The organism is Aliidongia sp. (genome assembly GCF_035943795.1).
GTDB lineage: Bacteria > Pseudomonadota > Alphaproteobacteria > ATCC43930 > CGMCC-115725 > Aliidongia.
Genome location: NZ_DASZBY010000135.1, coordinates 1 through 23247, shown reverse-complemented (window position 1 = coordinate 23247; position 23247 = coordinate 1). Strand labels below are relative to the sequence as shown.

23 protein-coding genes and 1 tRNA gene are annotated in these 23247 nt (G+C 65.7%); 18 read left to right on the top strand and 6 right to left on the bottom strand.

What is annotated here, in order from left to right:
• Positions 1 to 128: 128 nt before the first annotated feature.
• The 4 genes from VGV37_RS26005 to greB form a co-directional block, all read right to left on the bottom strand.
• Positions 129 to 653 carry a hypothetical protein gene (locus VGV37_RS26005; protein WP_326882711.1) on the bottom strand — a complete coding sequence of 175 codons (525 nt, stop codon included), beginning with the start codon at positions 651 to 653 and terminating at the stop codon, positions 129 to 131.
• A 114-nt stretch (positions 654 to 767) separates the two neighbouring features.
• Complete coding sequence (locus tag VGV37_RS26000; RefSeq protein WP_326882710.1) at positions 768 to 2015, bottom strand: tyrosine-type recombinase/integrase; 1248 nt, start codon at positions 2013 to 2015, stop codon at positions 768 to 770.
• Between the two features lie 183 nt (positions 2016 to 2198).
• Positions 2199 to 2288 (bottom strand) — tRNA-Ser (locus VGV37_RS25995).
• Between the two features lie 57 nt (positions 2289 to 2345).
• Positions 2346 to 2915, bottom strand: a complete 570-nt coding sequence (gene greB / locus VGV37_RS25990) for a transcription elongation factor GreB (RefSeq protein ID WP_326882709.1) — start codon at positions 2913 to 2915, stop codon at positions 2346 to 2348.
• A 165-nt stretch (positions 2916 to 3080) separates the two neighbouring features.
• Between greB and VGV37_RS25985 the strand changes: the two genes are divergently transcribed.
• From VGV37_RS25985 to VGV37_RS25940, 10 genes are all read left to right on the top strand, one after another.
• Positions 3081 to 4076 carry a lytic murein transglycosylase gene (locus tag VGV37_RS25985; protein ID WP_326882708.1) on the top strand — a complete coding sequence of 332 codons (996 nt, stop codon included), beginning with the start codon at positions 3081 to 3083 and terminating at the stop codon, positions 4074 to 4076.
• Between the two features lie 49 nt (positions 4077 to 4125).
• Positions 4126 to 5076 carry a septal ring lytic transglycosylase RlpA family protein gene (locus VGV37_RS25980; RefSeq protein ID WP_326882707.1) on the top strand — a complete coding sequence of 317 codons (951 nt, stop codon included), beginning with the start codon at positions 4126 to 4128 and terminating at the stop codon, positions 5074 to 5076.
• 62 nt (positions 5077 to 5138) lie between these two features.
• Positions 5139 to 6287: a D-alanyl-D-alanine carboxypeptidase family protein gene (locus tag VGV37_RS25975; protein ID WP_326882706.1), complete on the top strand. Its 1149-nt coding sequence runs from the start codon at positions 5139 to 5141 to the stop codon at positions 6285 to 6287.
• Positions 6269 to 6943, top strand: coding sequence for a dTMP kinase (gene tmk / locus VGV37_RS25970; protein WP_326882712.1), 675 nt, complete (start codon positions 6269 to 6271; stop codon positions 6941 to 6943). The genes VGV37_RS25975 and tmk overlap by 19 nt, the downstream gene beginning before the upstream one ends.
• A 162-nt stretch (positions 6944 to 7105) precedes the next feature.
• Positions 7106 to 7624 carry an Lrp/AsnC family transcriptional regulator gene (locus tag VGV37_RS25965; RefSeq protein ID WP_326882705.1) on the top strand — a complete coding sequence of 173 codons (519 nt, stop codon included), beginning with the start codon at positions 7106 to 7108 and terminating at the stop codon, positions 7622 to 7624.
• Positions 7621 to 8793, top strand: a complete 1173-nt coding sequence (locus VGV37_RS25960; protein WP_326882704.1) for a saccharopine dehydrogenase family protein — start codon at positions 7621 to 7623, stop codon at positions 8791 to 8793. The genes VGV37_RS25965 and VGV37_RS25960 overlap by 4 nt, the downstream gene beginning before the upstream one ends.
• A gap of 72 nt (positions 8794 to 8865) precedes the next feature.
• Entirely contained in the window at positions 8866 to 9660 is a 795-nt protein-coding gene (locus tag VGV37_RS25955) for an ABC transporter substrate-binding protein (RefSeq protein WP_326882703.1), read from the top strand.
• Between the two features lie 117 nt (positions 9661 to 9777).
• Complete coding sequence (locus VGV37_RS25950; RefSeq protein ID WP_326882702.1) at positions 9778 to 10461, top strand: amino acid ABC transporter permease; 684 nt, start codon at positions 9778 to 9780, stop codon at positions 10459 to 10461.
• Entirely contained in the window at positions 10458 to 11132 is a 675-nt protein-coding gene (locus tag VGV37_RS25945; protein WP_326882701.1) for an amino acid ABC transporter permease, read from the top strand. The genes VGV37_RS25950 and VGV37_RS25945 overlap by 4 nt, the downstream gene beginning before the upstream one ends.
• 22 nt (positions 11133 to 11154) lie before the next feature.
• Positions 11155 to 11883, top strand: coding sequence for an amino acid ABC transporter ATP-binding protein (locus VGV37_RS25940; protein ID WP_414638101.1), 729 nt, complete (start codon positions 11155 to 11157; stop codon positions 11881 to 11883).
• 10 nt (positions 11884 to 11893) lie between these two features.
• Here VGV37_RS25940 and VGV37_RS25935 read toward each other — a convergent pair whose 3' ends face one another.
• Positions 11894 to 12907, bottom strand: coding sequence for a hypothetical protein (locus VGV37_RS25935; protein ID WP_326882699.1), 1014 nt, complete (start codon positions 12905 to 12907; stop codon positions 11894 to 11896).
• 142 nt (positions 12908 to 13049) lie between these two features.
• Here VGV37_RS25935 and VGV37_RS25930 point away from each other — a divergent pair, with 142 nt between their 5' ends.
• From VGV37_RS25930 to VGV37_RS25900, 7 genes are all read left to right on the top strand, one after another.
• Entirely contained in the window at positions 13050 to 13505 is a 456-nt protein-coding gene (locus VGV37_RS25930; RefSeq protein ID WP_326882698.1) for a hypothetical protein, read from the top strand.
• Positions 13506 to 13572: 67 nt separating this feature from the next.
• Positions 13573 to 14691: a DNA polymerase III subunit delta' gene (locus tag VGV37_RS25925; RefSeq protein ID WP_326882697.1), complete on the top strand. Its 1119-nt coding sequence runs from the start codon at positions 13573 to 13575 to the stop codon at positions 14689 to 14691.
• Between the two features lie 45 nt (positions 14692 to 14736).
• Complete coding sequence (gene metG, locus VGV37_RS25920) at positions 14737 to 16269, top strand: methionine--tRNA ligase (RefSeq protein WP_326882696.1); 1533 nt, start codon at positions 14737 to 14739, stop codon at positions 16267 to 16269.
• Positions 16266 to 17063, top strand: coding sequence for a TatD family hydrolase (locus VGV37_RS25915; protein ID WP_326882695.1), 798 nt, complete (start codon positions 16266 to 16268; stop codon positions 17061 to 17063). The genes metG and VGV37_RS25915 overlap by 4 nt, the downstream gene beginning before the upstream one ends.
• Positions 17060 to 17848, top strand: coding sequence for an MBL fold metallo-hydrolase (locus VGV37_RS25910; RefSeq protein WP_326882694.1), 789 nt, complete (start codon positions 17060 to 17062; stop codon positions 17846 to 17848). The genes VGV37_RS25915 and VGV37_RS25910 overlap by 4 nt, the downstream gene beginning before the upstream one ends.
• A 1-nt stretch (position 17849) precedes the next feature.
• Positions 17850 to 18539, top strand: coding sequence for an RNA pseudouridine synthase (locus VGV37_RS25905; RefSeq protein WP_326882693.1), 690 nt, complete (start codon positions 17850 to 17852; stop codon positions 18537 to 18539).
• A 10-nt stretch (positions 18540 to 18549) separates the two neighbouring features.
• A complete protein-coding gene (locus VGV37_RS25900; protein WP_326882692.1) occupies positions 18550 to 19659 on the top strand; it encodes a metallophosphoesterase in 1110 nt (369 codons plus the stop codon).
• 15 nt (positions 19660 to 19674) lie between these two features.
• On the opposite strand, the gene VGV37_RS25895 is transcribed toward VGV37_RS25900, so the two are convergent.
• A complete protein-coding gene (locus VGV37_RS25895; RefSeq protein ID WP_326882691.1) occupies positions 19675 to 21420 on the bottom strand; it encodes a hypothetical protein in 1746 nt (581 codons plus the stop codon).
• A gap of 231 nt (positions 21421 to 21651) precedes the next feature.
• On the opposite strand from VGV37_RS25895, the gene VGV37_RS25890 reads away from it, so the two are divergent.
• Positions 21652 to 23229 carry an MDR family MFS transporter gene (locus VGV37_RS25890; RefSeq protein ID WP_326882690.1) on the top strand — a complete coding sequence of 526 codons (1578 nt, stop codon included), beginning with the start codon at positions 21652 to 21654 and terminating at the stop codon, positions 23227 to 23229.
• Positions 23230 to 23247 lie beyond the last annotated feature (18 nt).

Genomic DNA, 23247 nt, shown 5'->3' with positions numbered 1-23247 from the left:
TGTCTCCACTACCAGCATCCCAATCCTGGCCCCCATGATGCTCATGGAAGCCAATGTGGCCCCGACGCCTGCGGGGTCCCGATTGGAAGCCGATCACCCCGAAAACGGGGGCCTTATTCCACGCTTATTCACAGCCTGCGCGCCGCTTCCAACGAGAACCGCCGCATCCCGTCCTTCTCAGGCGCGTCATGAGGGAGTTTCGACAAGCGGTCCTTCCAGTTCCTGACGATTTTCCATGCGGGCTGGTCTGCCTTCCGCGCCTTGAAAGGATACCCCGCGGATTCCAAAACCGAGGCGACCTGGCGAAGGGCATCCTCTTCTGACGATCCTTGCCGTTGTAGCAACTCGACCGTGAACAATGCCGCTCCTTTGATCTGCCCAACCATTGACCGCTCCGGGTGGCGGTTGGCGAATGTCGTAGGCTCCAAAATCGGGGTTACGGTGCCTTGATCAAGGTCAATCAAAGCATCAAGCAATGCTATCAACGCGGTCGATTTGATGCCCAAGCCATCCAAGTTTCCCAGAAGATTAACTAAAGCCGTTTGTGCGGCGTGCCGGCCGTCAATTTCTCCATTTATCAGGCTCTGATCCGCATTCAGAAGATCTGATTCAATCTTGCGGAAAAGTATTCTCCGCGCTTTGGAATCTGTCATCCTTGCATCTAGGTTTACATTTATTCTGTACAAGATATCCCCCCTGCTTCGGCTGACATGCACCGTTCCCTCGAAGGGACTGCCACAATGGTGAGGCGGATATTGGAGATCATCTCAGGGTTTCGCGAGCCGGCCTGACGCGCCCATGCAGAAGCGCGCCCAAGCCTCTGCGAGTTGGCGACGCTTTTCGAAGAGATCTCCGCGGCGATAGGCTGCCTCGACCTTGTCACCGACAGTGTGGGCGAGCGCCATTTCGGCAACCTCGGAAGGAAAATTCGATTTCTCGGCAGCCCAATCTCGAAATGTCGAACGGAAGCCGTGAGCGGTCAAATCGGCACGCTTCATCCGCTTCAAAACAGCTAACAGCGCCATGTTCGATAGAGGATTCCCCGGCTTCCCTCCAGGAAACACGAACGCATCGGCCTGCGGACTTGCGCCGACCTCCATTGCCGCGACCTGAGCTTTGGCTTGGTCATCCAGAATGAGCAGAGCCATCGCGCTTAGAGGGACTCGATGTTCCTTGCGGCCTTTCATGCGATCGGCCGGCACGGTCCAAAGTCGCGCCCGGAAATCAATCTCGTTCCAACGGACCCCGATCACCTCGCCGGTTCGGCCAGCTGTCAAAATTGCGAATTCAAGCGCCCTCGCAGATACGCCAGCTTGCGTCCTCAACGAGCCCATGAACCCCGGCATCTTCGCATAAGCGAGCGCAGCATGATGCTCGACCTGAGCGATGCGCCCCTTCGCCGGGAGCAGGCTTTCGAGATTGCCTTTCCAGCGCGCCGGGTTTTCACCAGACCGATACCCACGGACAGCGGCCCAGTCGAGTACCGCCTCGATGCGCTGGCGAAGGCGATTCGCCGTTTCGGTGCGAACTGACCAGTTAGGTTCGACCGCCTGCATCACAAGATCGACGTCAATTTCGGAAACCGGTTTTTCGCCAAACACGGGATAGGCAAAATTTTGCAGCGTCGCGGGCCACTGGGCTGCATGCTTCTCGTTCGTCCAGCTCGGCCGATGTGCTGCCACATATGCTTCGGCGCATTGACGAAACGTCATTGAACGCGCGGCCTTTTCAGCCGCAGCCACAGATTCTGAACGCCGAGCATCTAGCGGATCTATTCCCGAATAGGCCAGTTTTCGGGCTGCGAGAGCCTTTGCGCGGGCCTCAGCCAACGAGAACAGCGAGAGCGGCCCGAGGCCCATGTCGCGCCGTCTCCCCTTAATTTGATACCGGTAAATCCATGATTTCGCGCCACCCTGCGTGACCTGCAGATACAGGCCGCCGCCGTCAGCGTGATATCCCACCTTCTTTATTGTCTCGACTTTCTTAGCATTTAAGCCGTCTGTGCGGGGTGCCATGATGGGTAGCTCTCAGACGTCGACACGATTGCTGCGGCAGGGAGCACTACGACCCACCATTTCACCCATCATCTCATGCCGAATAAGGGCGAACAATGGCAGACTGTCACGATGCCGATTAAGCGTTTATTCGAGGGATTCTGCCAATTTATAGACATATGCGAACACTGGCGAATATGTCTATGGCGGATGGGGTGGGATTCGAACCCACGGTGGACTTGCACCCACGCCAGTTTTCAAGACTGGAGCCATAAACCGCTCGGCCACCCATCCTCGCCTCGAGACAAGCGGATAACGGATCGGGGGGCGGGGGGTCAATGGCTCTCGTCGCTAGCCCAGGTCGGCGGGCAGGCGATATTCGATGTCCAGCACCTCGATCGGCTCCGGGCCGGCGGGGGTCTTGACCTCGACCGTGTCGCCGACCCTGGCCTTCATGAGCGCGCGGGCGACGGGGGAGATCCAGCTGATCTGGCCGCGCTCCATGTCCGCCTCGTCGACGCCGACCAGGGTTACGGTCATCTCCTCGTCGCGGCCGTTGGCATAGGTCACGGTGGCGCCGAAGAAGATCTGGCGCAGGCCCTGCTGACGTTTCGGGTCGACCACCTCGGCGGCTTCGAGCCGCTTGGTCAGGAAGCGCAGGCGCCGGTCGATCTCGCGCAGGCGCTTCTTGCCGTAGAGATAGTCGCCGTTCTCCGACCGGTCGCCGTTGCCGGCGGCCCAGGATACGACCTCGACGACCTTCGGCCGGTCTTTCTTGACCAGGAACTCGCGCTCGTCCCACAGGCGTTTGAAGCCCACCGGCGTCATGTAGTTCTTGGTGCCGGGCGGCAGCGGCTCCGGTTCGTCCGGCAGTTCTTCCGCCTCGTCGGTCTCGGTCTCTTTGGTGAAGGCCTTGCTCATGATGACCATCCTAATCCCAGCCGCCGCGGCCCCGCCATAATCCCGTGTCACACGGAGGGCATGCGCCCCGCGAGGCCTGGCGGCGGTTGCCAGGGGCCGCCTGCCTGTGGCACCACAAACCCCCTGTGGCACGCAAACCGTCGACCCCTAATTCAGGATCCGCCCTTGTCCCTGTCCCGCCGTGACGTTCTCGTTCGCCTGACTGCCGCGGCGGCTGCGGCGCCCCTGGCGATGGGCGGCATCCGCACGGCGCTGGCGGCCGACCAGGACTTTCCGACCTGGCTCGCCGCCTTTCGCCAGGACGCGCTCGGTGCCGGCATCCGCCCGGCCACGCTCGATGCGGCCTTCGCCGGCGTGGCGCCGATCGCGCGCGTGCTCGAGCTCGATCAGCGCCAGCCGGAATCGACCATCACGTTCGAAACCTACATCACCCGTGTGGTGTCGGACGCGCGGGTCCAGGCCGGACGCCAGCACATGGCCGACGACGGGGGGCTGCTTGCCGAAATCGGCGCGAAATACGGCGTGCAGCCGCGCTTCATCGTGGCGTTGTGGGCGATCGAGACGGATTTCGGGCGGGTGCAGGGCGACTATCCGATCGTGGCGTCCCTGGCCACGCTCGCCTATGACGGCCGGCGCGGTGCGCTGTTCCGTCGCGAACTGATCGCGGCGCTCAAGATCCTCGACCAGGGCCGGATCCGGCCGGAGGAGCTGCGCGGCTCCTGGGCCGGCGCCATGGGGCAGACCCAGTTCATGCCGTCGACGTTCCTGGCCTATGCCGTCGATTATGCCGGCACCGGCAAGCAGGACATCTGGCACGACAAGCGCGATGCGCTCGCCTCGATCGCCAACTATCTGGCCAACCTCGGCTGGCAGGCCGACTACACCTGGGGCCGGCCGGTCCTGCTGCCGACCGGCTTCGATCCGTCCCTGCTCGGTGGCCAGGTGCTGCGCACCGTCGACCAGTGGCGCGCCCTCGGCGTCAAGCGCAACGACGGCGGCGCTTTGCCCCAGGCGACGATCGACGCGGGCCTGGTACAACCGGGCGGGGCCGGCGGACCGACCTTGATGGTCTATGGCAATTACCGCGCGATCATGAAGTGGAACCGCTCGCTCTACTTCGCCACGGCGGTCTCGTACCTTGCCGACCGGATCGAGACTTGATAGGCTCGACCTACTAGATTTTCGTATCACCTTGCGTCTGGAACACTAGATGATGAGTCGGCGTCGGCCGGTCCCGTTGGCCGCCTGTCTGGTCCTGAGCCTGGCGCTGGCCGCCTGCGCCTCGAAGCCGGCCGCCGTCCAGACGTCGAGCGCCGAGAAGAGCCAGGGCACCTTCAAGATCGGCAAGCCCTATCCGGTCAACGGCGTCTGGTACTATCCCAGCGCCGACCTGAACTATGACGAAACCGGCATCGCGTCCTGGTACGGTCCGGATTTCCACGAAAAGGCGACGGCGAACGGCGAGCAGTTCGACCAGAATGCGCTGTCGGCCGCGCACAAGACCCTGCCGCTGCCGTCGATCGTGCAAGTCACCAACCTGGAGAACGGGCGCTCGATCGAGGTTCGGGTCAACGATCGGGGGCCGTTCGTCGGCAACAGGATCATCGACCTGTCGCGCCGCTCGGCCCAGCTGCTGGGCTTCGAGGGCCAGGGCACGGCCAAGGTCAGGGTCAAGGTACTGTCGAGCGAATCGATCCAGGCGCAGTCGATCGCCCGGTTGAACGGATCGGATACCGCGCCGATCGAGGTGCCGCAGGCCGCACCCCACCAGACGGTGGTCGCCGAGGCGCTGCCGCCGGCCGTAGGCGTGCCGCTGGCCCCGCCACAGGCGGCCCAGGCCGCTGCGGCGCCGGCAACGCCGCCAGCCGCACGGCCGGCGAGCCTGCAGGAGCCGGAGTTGCCGAACATGGTGCTGCTCTACCCGGTCAAGCCGACCCACATCTATGTCCAGGCCGGCGCCTTTTCGCTGGGTGACAATGCGACACGCATGAAGGCCAGGCTGAGCGGCCTCGGCGACGTCTCGGTCACCGGCGCGCGCGTCAACGGCATCGACGTCTACCGCGTCCGGCTCGGGCCGATCGGCTCGGTCGACGAGGCCGACCAGGTGCTGGCGCGCGCCGTCGGCGCCGGGGCCACGGAAGCGAAGATCGTCGTCGACTGATACTCGGGCCCATCGCCCAGAAGCATCTTGGTCCTTTTCCTCATCGCATCGGTTTCGACATCATGGCCGCTTTCTCGTTCCGCCGTCTCGGCCTTTTCATTCTCGCCGCCGCCTTGCTGGCGGTCGGTCATCCGGCGCAGGCCGCGTTCGAGACCGGGGCCACCCACGTCTACATCACCGACTTCGATACCGGCGCGGTGCTGTACGACAAGGGCGGCGAGGAACGGATCCCGACCGCTTCCATGAGCAAGATGATGACGGCCTACGTCGTCTTCGACCAGTTGAAGAAGGGCAAGCTCAAGCTCGACGACGAGCTGACGGTCAGCGAGAACGCCTGGCGCACCGGCGGCTCCAAGATGTTCGTGGTGCTGGGCGCCAAGATCAAGGTCGAGGACCTGATCCGCGGCATGGTCATCCAGTCCGGCAACGACGCCTGCGTCGTGCTGGCCGAGGGCATCGCCGGCTCGACCGACAGTTTCATCCACATGATGAACGAAATGGCGCCGGCCATGGGGCTGAAGGACAGCCATTTCGCCAGCGTCGACGGGCTGCCCGATCCGGACCACTACATGACGGCGCGCGATCTGGCCACGCTCGGCGAGCGGCTGATCAAGGATTTCCCGGAATATTACCATTACTTCTCGGAGCTCGACTTCACCTACCACGGTATCAAGCAGGGCAATCGCAATCCGCTGCTCTACAAGAACAGCGGCGCCGACGGTATCAAGACCGGCCATACCGACGAAGCTGGCTTCGGCCTGACGGTGTCGGTGAAGCGCGGCGACCGGCATATCATCATGGTCGCGACCGGCCTGAAGAGCATGAAGGGCCGGTCCCAGGAAGCCGAGGCGATCGTCGACTTCGCCTTCCGCGAATTCCAGAACTATCCGATCGTCAAGAAGGGCGACGAACTCGACCAGGCCGACGTATTCCTGGGCGAGAAGAACAAGGTACCGCTGGTCGCGACCCAGGACCTCCAGGTCACCCTGCCGCGCAGTGCCCGCAAGGACATGAAGGTCTCCGTCAGCTACGACGCGCCGCTGCAGGCCCCGGTCGCGGCCGGCACCGTGGTCGGCACCCTGACCGTGACCGCCCCCGACATGGCGCCGCAGACCGTGCCGCTCGCCACCGCCGGCGACGTGGCACGCCTGGGGCCGATGGGCCGCATGTCCAAGGGGCTGGAAGCCCTCATCTGGAAGCGCAAGAGCTGAGCGGCGCCCCGAACAGGCGCGGCCGCTTCGTCACGCTCGAAGGCGGCGAGGGCGGCGGCAAGAGCGGGATGGCGGCGCACCTCGTCCAGGCGCTGCGGGACCTGGGTCACGACGTGCTGGCGACACGCGAGCCCGGCGGCACGCCCGAGGGTCTGGCGCTCCGCGCGCTGCTACTGGCGGCCGATGCTCCGGCCTGGGATCCGGCCGCCGAACTGCTGCTGATGGGCGCGGCCCGCGTCCAGCATCTGCGGCGGGTGATCGAGCCGGCGCTCACCGCGGGGATCACCGTCATATGCGACCGCTATGTCGGGTCGACGATCGCCTATCAGGGTGCCGGCCGCGGCCTTCCGGAGGGGCTGATCCGCGACATCCATGCCGGTACCACGGGCGACGCCCAGCCGGACCTCACACTCCTGCTCGACATCGACCCGGCCATCGGCCTCGCCCGCAGCCGCCGCCGCCTCAGCGACGGCGCCATCGACGAAGGCCGGTTCGAAGATCTCGATCTCGACTTCCATCGGCGCGTTCGGGCCTCGTTCCTCGACCAGGCCGCCCGCGATCCCGGCCGGACCGTCGTCATCGATGCCGCACGCGCGCGGGACGACGTGCAGGCCGCCGCCCTGCAGGCTGTGGTGTCCCGCTTGGGATCCGCCTAGCAATCAGTCCCGGCAACTTTCCCGCTTTCAGCAGATCGCCAGATATCGCGCTCCGAGCGGCGCGCGACGTCGACCATTGCTATTCGGAAAAATTAGCTCTACTGATTTTCCATAAGAGAAAATATCTCGCGAAAAACCCGCATATAATGAAAAGAGCTGCTCATGAGGGAACGCCTCGACCCCACGGACCGGCGGTTGGTCAGGCTCTTGTCCGAAGATGCGCAGCTCGGTGTCGGCGAACTGGCAGAGAGGATGGCGGTATCGGTCCCGACGGTCCGTTCGCGCCTGCGCAGCCTGGTGGACAAGAAGCTGGTCAGGATCGTCGGATTGCTGAACCTGGCGGTTCGCCCGGAGCTGATCTCGGCCATCGTCGGCGTCAATACGCTGGGGCGCGGCCATATCCATGAGATCGCGCAGCGCATCGCCGATCTGCCGTTCGTCACATCCACCTCGGTAGTCACGGGACGTTTCGACATCATCGCGGAAGTGGTGGTGGCCGACGATGTCGCCGATCTCTACCGCGTGACGAGCGAGCTCATTCCCAAAGTGGGTGAGCCGGGCGAAATCACGCGTACCGAGACCTTCGTGGTCATGGCGTCCTGCAACAAGTGGGTCGGCCTGCCCACGGGCTGCTGGTCCGACGAACCCGAAACACCGTCGCGCCGATCGGCCGCATCATGAAGGTCGCGGTTCTCGGCGGCCTGGGGCTGCAGGGGCGGGCGGCGCTCGCCGATCTGGCCGCCTGTCCGGACGTCTCGGACATCGTCTGCGTCGACCCGTCGCCGGCCGGCCTCGACCTGCTCGCGGGATTGGTCGAGCCCGGACGCGTCCGCTTGGTCGTTCCCGAAGGTCCGATGGACGCGGTCCTGGCAACCGTCCTGCGCGACGTGGATGTCGCGATCGATCTCCTGCCGCTTCCCTTGATGCGCGAGGCGGTGCAGGCCGCGATCGAGACGCGCACGCCGATGGTCACCACCAACTATGCCAAGTCGATCGAAGATCTTCGGCCGGCGGTGCAGGCTGCGGGAATCGGGGTGATGACCGAGTGCGGTCTCGATCCCGGCATCGACCTCGTGCTCTATCGCCGCGCCGCGCGCGAGTTCGACACGATCGAGGCGATCGACTCCTATTGCGGCGGCATTCCCGAGCCCGCGGCCCGGGTCCAGCCCCTGTGCTACAAGGTCAGCTGGAACTTCGACATGGTCCTGATGAGCCAGAACCGCGATGCGGTCCTGCTCGACGAGGGCGAGCGTGTCGAGATTCCGGCCCGTCAGCAGCATAGCAATACCTTCATCCATGAAATCCACGTGGCCGGCCTGGGCAGGCTGGAAGCGATCCCGAACGGCGATGCGGTCCATTATGCCCAGATGCTGGGCGCCGTCGGTTCGCTCCGGCGCGCAGGCCGCTATACCTTGCGCTGGCCCGGATGGTCCGCGTTCTGGGGACCGCTGAAGAAGCTGGGCTTCCTGTCCGAGACCCCCGTGCCGGGTCTGTCCTGCGACGTCAGCCCTCGCGAATTTCTGGGCCGCCTGCTGGGCCCCCAGTTGCAGTATGGCGCGGACGAGAAAGATCTCTGCGTGATGCGCAACGTGTTCCGCGGCATCCAGGGCGGCCGCCGCAAGACGGTGACTTCCGATCTCGTGATCGAGCGCGATCTCGGCTCCGGCCTGTTCGCCATGAGCATCGGCGTCGGATCTCCAGCCAGCATCGTGGCGCAGATGCTGGCGCGCGGCGAGATCGCGGACGTGGGCCTGCTCAATCCCCTGATGCATGTGCCGGACGGCCCGTTCCTGACGGAGCTGGCCCGGCGCGGCATCCAGGTCTCGGATACGACGACGTGGGAACCTTGACCAAGACGACCTTCGGGCGATCGCCCCAAGCAGAGCCCGAAAAGGGCAGCGTATAACAGAGAGGAACGCCGAATGAAGATTGCCAAATTGCTCGCCGCGGGACTGGGGTTGCTGTTCGTGGCCGGCGCCGTCGACGCCAAGGCCGGAACGCTCGACGAGATCACCAAGCGCGGCGAGCTGCGCGTCGCGGTGCAGACCCAGGGACCGCCGTTCTCGATGGTCGACAAAGACGGCAAGCGGACCGGCAGCTCCGTGGAACTGGCCGAGCTCATGGCCAAGGAAATGGGCGTGAAGGTCAATTTCCTGAATTTCGACTGGGACGGGCTGATCCCGGCGCTGCTCTCCGGCAAGGCGGACCTGCTGGTGGGCGACATGACCCCGACTCTGGCGCGGGCGATGAAGGTCGGCTTCACCAAGCCGTTCATGTACACGGGCAGCGTCGTCTTCACCAAGGCCGGCGGCAAGTTCAACGCGACCGAGGCCTGCAAGACGCCGGGCGCCCGGATCGCCGTGCTGCTGGGGGCGACGGGCGAGAAGGAAGCCAAGGCCGCGTTCCCCCAGGCCGAGATCAAGAGCTACAAGGGCGGCGGCCCGCTGCTGCTCGATGCCGTCAACAACGGGCAGGCCGATTGCGGCGTGAACGACGTTTCCGCCGTGACCGGGCAATCCTCCGCCTATCCGGCCGGGACCTTCACGATCGCATCGGAACTGCTGTCCAAGGCTCCGCTGGCCTTCGCCGTCCGGTACGACGAGCAGGACCTGCTGATCTGGATGAACCTGTTCCTCGATCAGGCGACGCTCGACGGTCGCCTGAAGCAGAACCTGGATTATTGGGTCAATTCGGACGCGTGGAAGAAGGACCACTGAACGAAGCAGCGGCTATGGGAGCGGGTCTGCGGGGCGTAAGCGCCCGCGGATCCGCCTCCAGCCGGTCGATCATGGTGCCGGACGACCCTCGGGGTCGCAGAAGAAAGTCGCCGCGACATGCTCGGTAATTTCAGCTTTCGCGTCATCCTGGAGTCCTTGCCCGACTTCGGCTACGGACTGATGGCGACCCTCTGGTTGTCCCTGCTGGCGTTCGCCGGCGCCCTGGCGGTCGGGATCATCGCCTGCGCGATGAACCTGCAGCGCGCCAAGCTGCTCCATGTTCCGGCTGCGGTGTTCATCGACGCCATCCGGGCGACGCCGCTGCTGGCGCAATTGTATTTTCTATATTTCGGGCTGCCCCGGCTGGGCATCGTTCTGCCCGAACGTGTGGTCGGCGTCCTGGCCCTGTCGCTGAACAGCGGCGCCTATGTCGCCGAGATCATCCGGGCCGGCATCCTGTCCATCTCGCGCGGGCAGGTCGAGGCCGCCATCTCGTCGGGCATGGGCTATGGCCAACGCATGCGCCTCGTCATCCTGCCGCAGGCCTTCAAGGTCGCGATCCCGCCGCTGCTCAGCCAGGCGATCGTGCTGGTCAAGGATTCCGCCCTGCTGTCGCTCATCGCCGTCGCCGAATTGACGCGGGCCGGACAGTTGCTCGCGTCCGACCGCTTCATGCCGGCCGAAGCCTTTCTCACCACCGCCGCCTGCTATCTCCTGCTGTACTACGGCTTGAAGAGCGTGGCGGCGCTGGCGACGCTCAGGCTCGGTCTTCGGCCCGCCGCCTTGAGGGTCCGGGCATGATCTGGCAACAGTTGCTCAGCATCGCCTCGAGCTATCCCTTGGCGCTCCGGGGCCTGGGCACGACCGTCGTGGTCTCGCTGATCGGTCTGGTCGCCGGTTCGCTGATCGGGTTCGCGATGGGCATATTGCGGGCCGGAGGCAACCGGCTGATCAGCCGGACCATCGGCGTGTGGGTCGACCTCATCCGCGGCACGCCGTTCCTGGTGCAGCTCTTCCTGATCTTCTTTATCCTGCCGGAGCTGGGCATCGAGCTCGAGGCGTTCGACGCCAGCGTCATCGCGCTCAGCAACCTCGCCGCCTGCTTCATCTGCGAGACCGTCGCCGCCGGCATCGCCGCAGTACCCAAAGGGCAGGTCGAGGCCGCGCTCGCGTCCGGCCTGCCGCAATGGCATCAGATGCGGCACGTGGTGCTGCCTCAAGCCATGCGCATCATCCTGCCGTCGCTGGTCGGCCAGTATGTGCTGCTGATCAAGGATTCGTCCGTCGTGTCCGCGATCGGGCTGACCGATCTCACCCGGGTCGGCTGGCTCGTCGTGCAGCGGGTTCCGAACGGCTTGCTCGTATTCGCGATCGTCGGCCTCGGCTATTTCGCGGTCTGCTATCCGCTCATCGCGCTCGCCCGGCGGCTCGAGCGCCGCATGGGGGCCGCCCATGCCGAAGTCCAGCTGTGAAGATCGGGGAGGTCAGCAGAACGTGATCGAGTTTCGCGGCGTCAATAAATGGTTCGGCTCGCTCCACGTGCTCCAGGACATCACGCTCAGCGTGCGTCCGCGCGAGGTCGTGGTCGTCTGCGGCCCGAGCGGCTCCGGCAAGAGCACGCTGATCCGCTGTATCAACGGGCTGGAGACGATCGAGCGCGGCACGCTGTCGGTCGACGGCCAGCGTCTGGGCGATCCAGAGACCAATATGGCTTTGCTGCGGACCGAGGTCGGTTTCGTCTTCCAGCAGTTCAACCTCTATCCGCACAAGACGGCGCTCGAAAACGTCACGCTCGCCCCGATCCATGTCCGCAAGACCCCACGTGCCGAGGCGGAGCGGGCGGGACGGGACATGCTGGCCAAGGTCGGGCTCGCCGATAAGTTCGACTCCTATCCGAGCCAGCTCTCCGGCGGGCAGCAGCAACGGGTCGCCATCGCCCGCAGCCTGTGCATGCGCCCCAAGATCATGCTGTTCGACGAACCGACCTCGGCGCTCGATCCGGAAATGATCAGCGAGGTGCTGGACGTCATGGTCGCCGTCGCCGAGGAGGGCATGACCATGATGGTGGTGACCCATGAGATGGGTTTCGCCCGGAAGGTGGCCCAGCGGATCGTGTTCATGGACCAGGGCAGCATCGTCGAGATCGGGACGCCGGAAGAGTTCTTCTCCGCACCCCGGACCGAGCGCAGCCGCGCGTTTCTCGGCAAGATCCTGCGCCACTGAGCGGCATCGGTCAGGTCTTGTCGCCGGGCGCCGGACCCGCGCCGCGCAGCTTCACGACCCGCTGCAGCAGATCGAACCAGAATGGGGCGCCGAACAGCGTCGCCAGGGCCGTGATCAGCCAGCCGGTCAGTGCCGTCAACCAGCCCAGCAGCGTAAGGTCCTGGGCGAAATAGGTGCCGATCGGCCAGCCTGTCCAGCCGACCGGCAGGCCCAGCTTGCCGAGCTCGGCCACAACTTCCGCCGCGCTGCCGATCGGCGCTCCGGTAATGCCTTTGGCGAGCGACGGCTGCAGCCACAGCACCTTGGCAATGTTGATGGCATCGACGTTCAGCAGCACGGCGAGCCCGAGCGCGATCAGGAATGCCCAGAGCTGGCTATAGCGCTTGTAGGCGCCGCTGACCCGGTCCATTCCAGCGTCGAACCAGTCGGCCACCGCCGCCTCGAAACGGATCATTTCACCGTTCGCCCGGGCATAGAGCCCTTGCAGCGTCCGACGCAGCTGAGGATCGGGGATGTTCATCAACGCCTGATCGAGCGTCGGCGGGGTCGCATCGACGACCGACACGGTCACCGTGGCATCGGCCGTCGCATCCGTCGCCGTTGCCTGAACCACGACGGCCGCGGCATCGGGCGCGGGCGCATGGAGCGTGGCAATGCCCTCGATCAGGGCGATGGCGAATTTGCCGGAGTCCATGTAGGCCGGCAGAGGGCGGTTCACCTCGCCGACCGTCGTGGCCGCACCGTCGCCCTGTGGATGGGTCAGCGCATGATTGTAGATCTGCAGGACGATCCCGTCTTCGCTGAAATCGTTCAATAATTTCCGGATGCCGCCGAGCAGGCCCGTGGCGCGCCGGTTCAGGAACGACGCAATCGCCTCGTTGATCGAGCTGGCGGCGAGGCTGATCGCCAGGAAGGCGAACACCACGCCGGCCGCCACGTCGATGATCGTGCTGTTGAACACCGCGAAAGCCCCCGCATCCGGTCCCGGTTCTGCATGTTCCAGGTATTTGCGTAGGGTCGTCAATCGTGCCGAAGCGCCGTGCCGCCGCACTGCCGATCACGAGAACTCGCGCTCTGCTCGCGACATTGTGTCGTGCGCGACGGCTCCTGTCGGCCGATATCTGCTGCACAACGGCGGCTGTGCCGCCTCGGGGAGTATCGCAGACATGGATAGAACCGCCGGAAACACCGTCAGATCGACGGTCGCCTGGATCGCGACGCTCTGGGTCGTCTACATCTTCATCTGGTACCTGCAGTATAAATTCCTGGGCCATCCCGGCAGCGTCGACCTGTTCACCACGTTGACCGACTGGCTGGGCTTCCACGGCCATGAAAAGGCGATGCGGATCGGCACGGGCTCGTGCGAACTCCTGTGTGCGATCATCCTGCTGACGCCGGGCCTGCAGGGGCTGGGCGGCCTGGGTGCCATCACGCTGATGACGGGCGCCATCTTCTTCCACCTGGTCTCGCCGCTCGGCATCGACCCGTACAACGACGGCGGCATCCTGTTCAAGCAGGCGTGCAGCGTCTGGACCTGCGGGCTCGTCATTGCCGTCCTGCGCCGCGACCAGCTGGCGGCGCTCGCCCATCGCGTCGGCTTACTGAGGCCCCATATGGTGTGATTGCCAAGGCCGCCGTTCCGTGTGATGTGGTGAGCGGTTTCGGGGTTGCGAGTCGGGCGAGGGATAGATGGCGGCAGGCGAGGGGTCCGGCGACGAGGCGGAGGCGGATCCGCGCGCACCACGCCGCAATCCCGACCTGTTCGGCCATGCGGTGGCCGAGGCCGGGTTGCTGCAGGCCGTGGCCTCCGGCCGGTTGCCTCACGCGATCATCCTGGGCGGGCCGCGCGGCATCGGCAAGGCGACGCTCGCCTTCCGCTTCGCCCGCTGGCTGCTGGCCGGCGCAGGTGCCGACGATGCCGGCCCGTCGCTGTTCGGCGAGGTCGCGGTGCCGACCGACCTGCATGTCGATCCCGGCCATCCGGTCGCCCGGCGCATTTCCGCGGCCGGCCATGCCGACCTCCTGACGGTCGAGCGCGGCTGGGATCCCAAACGCAAGAAGATGCGCGGCGAGATCGTCGTCGACGACGTGCGCGAAGTCTCGCATTTCCTGCGGATGACCTCGGCCGAAGGCGGCTGGCGCATCGTCGTGATCGACAGCGCCGACGAGATGAACCGCAATGCTGCCAATGCCTTGCTAAAGGTTCTGGAGGAACCGCCGAAGCGGGCGCTGCTGCTCCTGGTCTGCCATGCCCCGGGCCGCCTGCTGCCGACCATCCGCTCGCGCTGCCGCAAGCTGTTCCTGCAGCCGCTCGCCGCCGAAGAGGTGGTGCGGCTGTTGCGGGACCATCGACCGGACCTCGCCGCCGACGATGCCGCGATCCTGGCGCGCATGGCCGATGGCTCGGTCGGCCGTGCGCTCGAGCTGGCGGATGCCGAAGGGCTGGTGCTGTATCGCGAGATGGTCGGGCTGCTCGACACCCTGCCCAAGCTCGACGGTGTCCGTCTGCATCGCCTCGCCGATGCGGTGGCGCGCGGCGAGGCGGAGGAACTCTATCGCACGCTGACCGACCTGCTGGTCGATTTCCTGGCGCGCATGGTGGCGGGGGCCGCCGAGGGCACGTCACGCGAGGTGCTGCCGGGCGAGGGCACGCTGATGCGGCGCATGGCAGGGTTCGGCCGCCTTGATCAATGGGTTGAGGTGTGGGAAAACCTGCGGGCCCTGTTCGGGCGGGCGGACGCCGTGAATCTCGATCGCAAGCAGGTCGTGCTCGACGCCTTCTTCACCTTGGGTGCGGCCGCGCGCTGACGTTCCCGGGGCCGTCGGACGGGCTCCATGAACCGGGAGAGCAGGATGCCCGACGGGCGGCCATTTTACATCACCACGCCGATCTATTACGTGAACGACAAGCCGCATATCGGCCACGCCTATACGACGCTGGCGTGCGACGTGATGGCCCGCTTCATGCGGTTGGACGGGCGCCGGGTGCATTTCCTGACCGGAACGGACGAGCATGGCCAAAAGGTCGAGAAATCGGCCGCCGCCGCCGGCATCGATCCGCTGACCTTCTGCGACCAGGTTTCCGAGCAGTTCCGCGTGCTGGCGCGCGCGCTCAACATCTCGAACGACGATTTCATCCGCACGACCGAGCCGCGCCATATCGCGTCGTGCCAGGCGCTGTGGCAGCGGCTGATCGATCGCGGCGAGATCTACCTCGGCTCCTATTCCGGCTGGTATTCGGTCCGCGACGAGGCGTTCTACACCGAGGCCGACCTGATCGACGGCAAGGCGCCGACCGGCGCGCCGGTCGAATGGGTCGAGGAACCCAGCTATTTCTTCAAGCTCTCGGCCTGGGGCGACAAGCTGCTGAAATTCTACGAAGAAAACCCCGGCTTCATCGGCCCGGACGCGCGGCGAAACGAAGTGGTGAGTTTCGTGAAGTCGGGCCTGCGCGACCTGTCGGTCTCGCGCACCAGCTTTCGCTGGGGCGTGCCGGTGCCGAACGATCCGGCGCATGTAATGTACGTCTGGCTCGACGCGCTCACGAATTACATCACCGCCGTCGGCTATCCCGACATGGACGCGGAGGCCTACAAGACCTTCTGGCCGGCCAATCTCCATGTCGTCGGCAAGGACATCGTGCGCTTCCACGCGGTCTATTGGCCGGCGTTCCTGATGGCGGCCGAGCTGCCGCCGCCACAGGGCGTATTCGCCCATGGCTGGTGGACGAACGAGGGCCAGAAGATCTCGAAGTCGCTCGGCAACACGATCGATCCTTTCGACCTGATCGAGACCTACGGGCTCGACCAGACCCGCTATTTCCTGCTGCGCGAGGTGCCGTTCGGTCAGGACGGCGATTTTTCCAAGACGGCGATGATCAACCGGATCAATGCGGACCTGGCGAACAACCTCGGCAACCTGATGCAGCGCGTCCTCAGCCAGGTGCAGAAGAATTGTGCCGCCGCCGCCCCGGCGCTGGGGGATCTGTCGGCGGAGGACGAGGCACTGCTGGGACAGGCGCGGGCCTTGCTGCCCAGCCTGCGGGCTGCGATGGAAAAGTGCGAGCTTCATCAGGCGCTGGCGCAGATCTGGGCGGTCAGCGATGGGGCCAACCTCTATATCGACCAGCAGGCGCCCTGGACCCTGAAGAAGACCGATCTCGTCCGTATGGCAACGGTGTTGGCGGTGCTGGTCGAGGTGATCCGCATCCTGGGCATCCTGGTGCAACCGGTCATGCCCGATGCCGGCGTCAAGATCCTGGATCAGTTGGCGATCCCGGCCGACGCCCGGGATTTCGCTGCGATCGCGCATGGCCCGATCGCAGCCGGCACGCCCTTGCCTGCGCCGCAGGGCGTGTTCCCGCGGATCGAGACGCCCAAGGCATGAGCGCGCTGCCCCGGCTGGTCGACAGCCATTGCCATCTCGATTTCGACGATTTCGCTGCCGAGCGCGGCGAGGTCGTCGCCCGGGCCCGGCGGGCCGGCGTCGGCACGATGGTGACGATCTGCACCAAGATTACCGAGTTCCCGACGATCCGCTCGATCGCCGAGACCGATCCGGACATCTGGTGCACCGTGGGCATCCATCCACACGAGGCGGCAAGCGAGCCCGATACGGACGAGGCGGCGCTGGTCGCGTTCGCCGACCATCCCAAGGTCATCGGCATCGGCGAGTGCGGGCTCGACTATCACTACGACTATGCGCCGCGCGACCGCCAGGCCGAGGTGTTCCGGACCCATGCGCGCGCGGCCAAGCGGGCCGGCGTGCCCATGGTGGTCCATACCCGCGAGGCCGACGCGGATACCGCCCGGCTGTTGACCGAGGAAAGCGACGGCGGGCGCCTCGCCGGCGTGCTGCATTGCTTCACTTCCGGCCGCGACCTGGCGATGCACGGGCTCGATCTCGGCTTCTATGTCTCGTTCTCGGGCATCATCACGTTCAAGAATGCCGGCGACCTGCGCGACATCGTCCGGGCCGTGCCGCTCGACCGGCTGCTGGTCGAGACCGATGCGCCCTACCTGGCGCCGGTACCGATGCGCGGCAAACGGAACGAGCCGGCGTTCGTCGTCCACACCGCCGCCGCGATCGCCGCATTGAAGGGCGTATCGGCCGAGGAACTGGCGGAGGCCACGACCGGGAATTTCCATCGCCTGTTCACAAAGGCGGCGCGGGCGGCATGACGGCATTGCGCATCACCATCCTCGGCTGCGGCGGCTCCCAGGGCGTTCCGACTCCCGTCGGCGACTGGGGCCTGTGCGATCCGGCGAACCCACGCAACTGGCGCCTGCGCCCGTCTATCCTGATCGATGCGACCGACGATACGGGCCAGCACAAGACCATCCTGGTCGATGCCGGCCCAGACCTGCGCCAGCAGTTGCTGACCGCCCAATGCCGCCGCATCGATGCGCTGCTGTTTACCCACAGCCATGCCGACCATACCCATGGCATCGACGACCTGCGCGCCGTCAATCGCCTGATGGATGCGCAGATCCCGTTCTGGGCCTCGGCCGACACCCTGGCAGATATCCGCCAGCGCTTCGGTTATGCGGTGGTCGACGATCCCGCGGCCAACAACTTCTATCGGCCCTCGCTCCGCGCTCACGAGATCGACGGGCCGTTCCTCGCCGCCGGCATTCCCGTGGTGCCGTTCGAACAGGACCACGGCTTCAGCCGGTCCTATGGTTTCCGGATCGGCAATTTCGCCTATTCGACCGACGTGGTGCGGCTGGACGATGCTGCGTTCGAGGCGCTGGCCGGCACAGAGCTGTGGATCGTCGATTGCCTGCGCGAGGCGCCGCACCCGACCCACAGCCATCTGGAGCGGACGCTCGGCTGGATCGACCGGGTGAAGCCGCGGCGGGCGATCTTCACCCACATGGACCAGAGCAGCGACTTCGAGACCATCCGCCGGCTCGTACCGGTCGGGGTCGAGCCGGGCTACGACGGCCTGATCGTCGAACTCTAGGATGACGCCGGACGAGTTGATCGGCCGCATCCTCTGGCGCTCCGACGAGATCCTCGTGCTCGACAAGCCGGCCGGCATCGTGGTGCACCGGGCGCCGGGCACCTACCAGAGCCTGGAGGATCATTTCGAGGCGCTTCGTCTGGGCCTGCCCGACCGGCCGGGCCTCGCCCATCGCCTCGACAGGGACACCAGCGGTTGCCTCGTGCTCGGCCGGACGCCCGAGATGCTGCGGCGGCTGAACCAGTTGTTCGCGGATGGAGCGGTCGACAAGACCTATTGGGCCGTGGTCGATGGCGCGCCGCCCGAGGCCGGGGGCCGGGTCGACCGGCCGCTGAAGCGGGTGCGCCGTGCCGGCGACTGGTCGAGCGTGATCGACAAGAATGGTCAGTCGGCGGCGACGCGCTATCGCACGCTGGGCCAGGGCGACGGACGGAGCTGGCTGGAACTGACGCCCGAAACCGGCCGCACCCATCAGATCCGCGTCCATTGCGCCTTCCTGCGCTGCCCGGTCGTGGCCGACGAGCAGTATGGCCGTCCGGCCGGACCGGGGGAGCGGTTGCATCTTCATGCCCGCGCCATCGCCTTTCACGTGCCGGGCGGGGGCCGGGTCGAAGTCACGGCGCCGCCACCGCGCCACATGCTGCCCGCGCTCAAGGCTTGCGGGTTCGGCATCGCCGAGGTGCAGGAGTAAGGTCTGCCCGATGTCGACCATCGCGATTCCCGATTTCGCGCTGCTGTTGTTGCTCGGCGGCTCCGCCGCGGCGCGCGAGGCTTTGCTCACGACGCATTTTTCTCCGGCGGAAATCTTCGATGGCGAGGATCCGGCGCTGGAGGATCGGCTGGCCGACCGCGGCCTGGCGGTCGTGCGCGGCGACTACCCGGCCGCCGGCGACCGGCAACCGGTTCTGCATCTGGCCAAACGACACCGGGCGCCGCGCGCAGCCCTGCTGTTGCCGCCGATCGATCCCCGTGCCAGGGCCGCCTTCCGCAAGGAAGGCATCGAAACCATCGATGTCGCCGATGGGCCGGTATCGATCGAGCGCGTGCCCTTGCCCTGCGACCGCCGGACGGAACAGGGTCCCTTCGATCTGGTCGGCGACATCCATGGCTGCTCCGAAGAACTCGCGACGCTGCTGCGCCGGCTGGGTTACGAGCCCACGCCGACCTGGTCCCACCCTGACGGCCGCCGCGTCGTGTTCCTGGGCGATTTCGTCGATCGGGGTCCGGATTCTCCGGAGACGTTGCGGCTGGTCCTGGACATGCTGGACGCCGGTACGGCCTTAGCGGTGCCGGGCAATCACGACGTCAAGGCGGTTCGGCGTCTCGCCGGCCGCGGCGAAGGCCCGCCGTCGCACGGCCTGGCCGAAACGCTTGAACAGCTTGCCCGGTTGCCGGACCTCGATCGCGAACGGCTCGTAGCGCGATTCAGCACGTTCGTAGAGACGGCACCGCGCCATCTCTGGCTCGACGACGGGGCGCTCGTCGCGGCCCATGCCGGCCTCCGAGAGGCGATGATCGGGCGGACCGGAAACGCGGTCGACGCCTTCGCGCTCTATGGCGATACGACGGGCGAAATCGATGCTTTCGGACTGCCGGAACGGCGCGACTGGGCGGTCGACTATCGAGGGTCGGCGCTCGTCGTGCACGGTCACACGCCGATGCGCCTGCCGCGTCGGTTTGGACGGGTCCTCTGCATCGATACCGGTTGCGTGTTCGGCGGCGCGCTGACGGCCGTGCGCTGGCCGGAAGATGAAATCGTATCGGTCCCGGCACTGCGCGCCTACTCGGCACCGCCTCGTCCGATGGCTTGAGCCCTGCGAGATGAGCTAATGCGTGGCCGACGAGGCGCCGGCCGCGGCCGCCTGCTTGATCTCGTGCGTCGTTCCTCCGTCGGAGTCACCCCCTGATTCCAGGCGATCGTCTTCCTCCGGATCCTTGTCTGCGTCCCGCCGCTTGCGCTTGAATTCGAGTATCGCACCCAACACTGCGAAGAAGGAGGCGCAGGCAAGGACGACGACGTTCTTCCACGATTCCGCCAGATCGGGCATGAGCAGCTTCTCGATCTTTTCGGCCAGGCTGGAAAACGCCAGAAAGGTCAGGCCGAAGATGATGACCGCCGAAGGCAAGGCATCGCCGCGGGCGCTCTTCTTGCGCTTTTCCAGCTGGGCATGTCGCCGTGCCTCCGCGTTCGTCGCCGCCATCTGCGCATTGAACCGCTCGACCGCCGTCGCATCGCCCCCGAGCTTGTCGCTGAGCGTATCGAGCCTGAGGGCTTTTCGAAGCCCCGCATAGACTTCGTTGTGCATCTCGATGTCGCTGACGAGCGGCATGCGATGGCGCAGCCGGAATTCAAGGAAATCGCCGATGATGCCCGTCATCCGATCGGAGTTCGACTGGCTGCCCGCCGCGATCGGCACCCGCTTCTGGACGAGATCCACCAGGTAGATATGCTCATGGTAGGCGAGGGCGGCCAGCCAGAGATAGAGATGCTCGACCCGGCTGACGAACTGGCTGCCCATGAACCGGTCCGAACCATCGACGACCGAGGCGCCCCCTTCCAGGCTGAAGACATGGACCACGGAGTCGAACGGCCGTTGCACGGATGCGGCAACGACCTCCCGCCTCAGCTTGTAGTCCTTCGTGTAGTGACGCGCACAGCGGAAGGCGAGCGCGTCGACATCCGCGTTCGCGCCGGTGAAGTCGTTCAAGACCAGTACGGTGTAGGTGTAGAGGCGGTTCCAGGAAGGGACGTGGCAATGCTGCGACGGGATGACGGCCGCGATCAGTTCGGTGAGGCTTCCTGACGTCGGCTGCTTCAAGGTGGCGAGCAGGCAGGACGCGCGCCGCCCGCGGTTGCTGAGGATGTGCAGCGCCTCCTCGATCCACCCGGCCTCGACCTGTTCGCGTCCCGGTGCATGCACTTTGAGTTCGACGATGATCAGGCCGAAATGGGACGGAAAGATCGCCATCACATCGACGACCGTCACCAGGATTTCCGTGGCTGTCGTCTTCAACCGGCCTTGCGCCGAGGGTGAGAGGGCGAGGCTCAGCCCCGTCCGGCCGGGATCGAACAAGTCCTTGTCTGCGGCAGACCAGTCTCGGGCATGGTTGGGTGGTCGCGCAAATTGGCCATTCACCAGCTTGAGCCCGGCCTGGGTCAATTGCAGGGCGGACAAGCGGCGGCCGGGTCCGCTTCCGGCGTGTCCGCCGAGGGCGGCGACGACGGCGGGGTGCAGATCGTCGGCTATGGCGAGCCCCGTTGTCTTGCGATGCGCCGGCGACACGCCGCTCCTCGTGGTGTCGCTTTCTCCAGCGCCGACGATTTGCCAGAGACGCTTGCCGTCCCTCTGATCTGGGTGAATCAGAGGATGGTTACCGAACGAGGCCGAATGAACCGCCGCCAGATCGTGACCGATGAAACGCCGCTGCAGCGTAAATGGCGGTGCCCCCTCGACGACCTGCCGGGCGCTCGCTTTCTCCTTCACATCGACGAAGACGAACAACCGCGACTTGTGCAGGGCATAGCCGGCCGACGCAGTTGCGCTCTGTTCGACCATCGGCTGTTCGGTCATGTCGTTCTCCATCGCCCCGACACTCGTCGCTATAGCAGATCCGCGACGCTCGTCGAACCTCTGAGCGCGCGAGCTGCCGGCCATGCGCTGTAACGCACCCAGGATATCGATTTTTGCGTCTGCCGCCGCCGTACAATCGGTTCATCCTGATTGCTGAGTAATGTAAGGGTTTCCGTGCCTCGCGCCCTCGGCCGCGCGGCGGCGGCTGTCCCGAGTCCGAAAGGTCGATACTTGTCCGCCGAACCCGCGCCAGCGCCGAGCCCAACCCGCTTCACCCATCGCGAGACGATCGTCATCATTGCCGGGCTGATGCTCGGCATGTTCCTGGCGGCGCTCGATCAGACCATCGTCGCCACCGCCCTGCCGCGCATGGCGGCGGATCTGCAGGGCGTTGGCCATCTGTCCTGGGTCGTCTCGGCCTATCTGCTGACGGCGACCGCCGTCACGCCGATCTATGGCAAGCTGTCCGATCTCTATGGCCGCAAATTGATGCTGCAGATCGCGATCAGCCTGTTCGTGCTGACCAGCCTGCTGTGCGGACTGGCCGACACGATGGTTCAGCTGATCGTATTCCGGGCGCTTCAGGGTTTGGGCGGCGGCGGTCTGCTGGCCATGGCGCATGCGACCATCGCCGATGTCATCTCGCCGCGTGAACGCGGACGCTACCAGGGTTATATCGCCAGCGTGTTCGCGGCGGCGAGCGTGGTGGGCCCGGTGCTGGGCGGCCTGTTCGTCGATCATCTGACTTGGCGCTGGGTCTTCTGGATCAACCTGCCGATCGGCATCGGCGCGCTCATCGCCTCGCAGGCCACGCTGAAGCGGCTGGCGGCCAAACGGCTGCGCCACAAGATCGACTATCTGGGCGCCATCCTGATCGTCTCCGCGGTCTGCTGCGTGCTGTTGATCACGACCATGGGCGGCGAGGAAGTGCCGTGGGATTCGCTCGCGATCAAGGCGCTGGCCGCCGGCGCCGTGGTGCTGTTCGTCGGCTGCATCTTTCAGGAGCGTCATGCGAGCGAACCGATCCTGCCGCCGCGCCTGTTCCACAATCGGGTATTCGTGGTCGCGAATGCAGCCAATCTGCTGATGTCGATCTGCATGCTGGGCGGCATCGTCTTCATGCCGCTGTTCCTGCAGCTGGTTTATTCGATGCAGGCCGACGCTTCCGGGCTCATGTTGATCCCACTGACCGCCGGCACGGTCGTGGGCGCCATCAGTGCCGGACAGATGGTCGCTCGCACCGGCCGCTACAAGCCGTTTCCGATGATCGGACTGGCGGTCAGCATCACCGGCCTCTGCTTGCTCACGACGGTGACGAGCGCTACGCCGCTGCCTTTGGCCGGCGTCTACCTGGCGGTGAACGGTCTCGGCATCGGTCTGATCATGCCGTCGCTGCTCGTGGCCATACAGAACTCCGTCGACGCGCGCGACATCGGCAGCGGGACCGCCTCCATCACCTTCTTCCGTTCGATGGGCGGATCGTTTGGCGTGGCGTTGTTCGGCGCCGTACTGCTCGCCCGTTTGAACGGGCTGATCCTGCGCGTCCCGGGCAGTGCCGTGCTGGGTGCCTCGCCCGGTACCGAGTTGATGCATGCCGGCCCCGAGGCCATCGGCTCCGTACCGGCCGATCTGCGGCCGGCCGTGGCAACGGCGATTGCCGAGTCGTTCCACGACGTCTTCATGATGTCCGCGGCGCTGTCGCTCCTCGCTCTTGTCATCCTGTTCTTCCTGAAGGAAATACCCCTGCGCACCAGCCCGGGCACGCCCGGCGATGCGGCCAAGGTCGTCGCTGCCGCGCTCGCCGATTGACGCAAAACCGTCATCCGG

Bases quoted from the DNA above. Each gene is read 5' to 3' on its own strand.
- VGV37_RS26005 (WP_326882711.1), bottom strand. From the start codon at position 653: ATGACAGATTCCAAAGCGCGGAGAATACTTTTCCGCAAGATTGAATCA.
- VGV37_RS26000 (WP_326882710.1), bottom strand. From the start codon at position 2,015: ATGGCACCCCGCACAGACGGCTTAAATGCTAAGAAAGTCGAGACAATA.
- greB (WP_326882709.1), bottom strand. From the start codon at position 2,915: ATGAGCAAGGCCTTCACCAAAGAGACCGAGACCGACGAGGCGGAAGAA.
- VGV37_RS25980 (WP_326882707.1), top strand. From the start codon at position 4,126: ATGATGAGTCGGCGTCGGCCGGTCCCGTTGGCCGCCTGTCTGGTCCTG.
- VGV37_RS25975 (WP_326882706.1), top strand. From the start codon at position 5,139: ATGGCCGCTTTCTCGTTCCGCCGTCTCGGCCTTTTCATTCTCGCCGCC.
- VGV37_RS25965 (WP_326882705.1), top strand. From the start codon at position 7,106: ATGAGGGAACGCCTCGACCCCACGGACCGGCGGTTGGTCAGGCTCTTG.
- VGV37_RS25960 (WP_326882704.1), top strand. From the start codon at position 7,621: ATGAAGGTCGCGGTTCTCGGCGGCCTGGGGCTGCAGGGGCGGGCGGCG.
- VGV37_RS25955 (WP_326882703.1), top strand. From the start codon at position 8,866: ATGAAGATTGCCAAATTGCTCGCCGCGGGACTGGGGTTGCTGTTCGTG.
- VGV37_RS25950 (WP_326882702.1), top strand. From the start codon at position 9,778: ATGCTCGGTAATTTCAGCTTTCGCGTCATCCTGGAGTCCTTGCCCGAC.
- VGV37_RS25945 (WP_326882701.1), top strand. From the start codon at position 10,458: ATGATCTGGCAACAGTTGCTCAGCATCGCCTCGAGCTATCCCTTGGCG.
- VGV37_RS25930 (WP_326882698.1), top strand. From the start codon at position 13,050: ATGGATAGAACCGCCGGAAACACCGTCAGATCGACGGTCGCCTGGATC.
- VGV37_RS25925 (WP_326882697.1), top strand. From the start codon at position 13,573: ATGGCGGCAGGCGAGGGGTCCGGCGACGAGGCGGAGGCGGATCCGCGC.
- metG (WP_326882696.1), top strand. From the start codon at position 14,737: ATGCCCGACGGGCGGCCATTTTACATCACCACGCCGATCTATTACGTG.
- VGV37_RS25915 (WP_326882695.1), top strand. From the start codon at position 16,266: ATGAGCGCGCTGCCCCGGCTGGTCGACAGCCATTGCCATCTCGATTTC.
- VGV37_RS25910 (WP_326882694.1), top strand. From the start codon at position 17,060: ATGACGGCATTGCGCATCACCATCCTCGGCTGCGGCGGCTCCCAGGGC.
- VGV37_RS25905 (WP_326882693.1), top strand. From the start codon at position 17,850: ATGACGCCGGACGAGTTGATCGGCCGCATCCTCTGGCGCTCCGACGAG.
- VGV37_RS25900 (WP_326882692.1), top strand. From the start codon at position 18,550: ATGTCGACCATCGCGATTCCCGATTTCGCGCTGCTGTTGTTGCTCGGC.
- VGV37_RS25895 (WP_326882691.1), bottom strand. From the start codon at position 21,420: ATGACCGAACAGCCGATGGTCGAACAGAGCGCAACTGCGTCGGCCGGC.